At 40.9% G+C, this 1,340-nt stretch carries 1 protein-coding gene; it reads right to left on the reverse strand.

Annotated features, from left to right (window positions below; all coding sequences use genetic code 11):
- Positions 1-45: 45 nt before the first annotated feature.
- Positions 46-1,137, reverse strand: coding sequence for an IS4 family transposase (locus tag CRENPOLYSF2_RS04770; protein ID WP_087142809.1), 1,092 nt, complete (start codon positions 1,135-1,137; stop codon positions 46-48).
- Positions 1,138-1,340: the final 203 nt, after the last annotated feature.

Genomic DNA, 1,340 nt, shown 5'->3' on the forward strand with positions numbered 1-1,340 from the left:
TTCACTACCGTACACTTTTTTTCATGTAAAAAAGTCATTTAATTTTCAAATTGTTACTTTTAAGTCTATACAAAATGGAGGGAGTTCTAAACCACTGGACAGCAATCTTGTTAATAATCGCCGCCCCAATTTGAACAAGCTCAAGTCACATCGTGTCTTTCGGTGGATCAATTTTTGCCAACCATTTTTCAGGGCATATTCCCCCAGATAAATCGTCCAAATGTAAGCCAAAGCCACTGCGATTAGCAACCTGGAAATCCGCTCTGGACACCTGAGGCCGCTTTTGTGCAAATTGAAGCCACGGCTTTTTATGTCTGAAAACAGTGTTTCAATTCTAAAACGCTTGCGATACCAAAGATAGGCTTCGTCCGCTGTCTGAAAACTGGTGACCCAGAATATAGGGGTTTTATGTGAACGTTTCCAGCAGGCTACCGCATTAACAATCGCATTACGCTTATCTGTAAATTCTAACCCCTCAATAAAGACCGATTCGTCACCACGGAGAGGGCATATGTCCTTAAACTGAAATCGCTCACCTTCCTCGTACAAGGCAGAATCTACACTGGAACGGAACACATAATGCCACCCAAAGCTTTTGATTGTGTTTAGCCATTCTGCGCCATCAAACTCCCCATCTCCAAGGCAAACAACATCAGCCCCTTTGGGAACCAATGCTTTTACCAAGCGAATCAATTCAATGTGCATGGCTTCAGGGAAATGGCCTTTTTTGGCTTTGCGCGTTACCCATAATACGGGAATTGCCCGTCCTTTATAATAGACACTGACCATCAAGGTCATGCAGCCACGCCCCGTAGTGCTGCCATCGATTATAAAAACTAAAGTTTGATGGGCAAGAGACTTCAATATCTGTTTGATGTAGGGCAAATAATAGAGATCGACATCCACAGATTCATTTTTTAACCAACGGCGCAGCTTCATAACATGGCTATCTTCCTGACCGGATTTGGGTATTTCACCAGCAACTTCCGTTAATCTTACTTCCTTGCTTTGAAGGATTCCACAAATAAAGCCCACCAATACGTTAAGGTGTCGTGCTTGATTACCTTTTACTTCAAACCCCAGTGCCTTGATTAGTGATTGATGAACTGCTCTATAAACTCTGTAACAGTTTGGCATACTGAATTTACACAAAAATGCGTAAATTTATCAAATTGTTAAAAAATATCAAGTAGTTTTCAAAAAGTGTACGGTAGTGAAACATATTTTATAAATATCCCATGAATAAAGATCATTTAACAGCCTTGGTTCGATACCGTACAGACGGACAGAATTTTGGTGCGTATTATGACGGGTAAGTGTTGGATATCACAATTCAACTT

This window comes from Crenothrix polyspora (assembly GCF_900163755.1).
Classification (GTDB): Bacteria; Pseudomonadota; Gammaproteobacteria; order Methylococcales; family Methylomonadaceae; genus Crenothrix; species Crenothrix polyspora.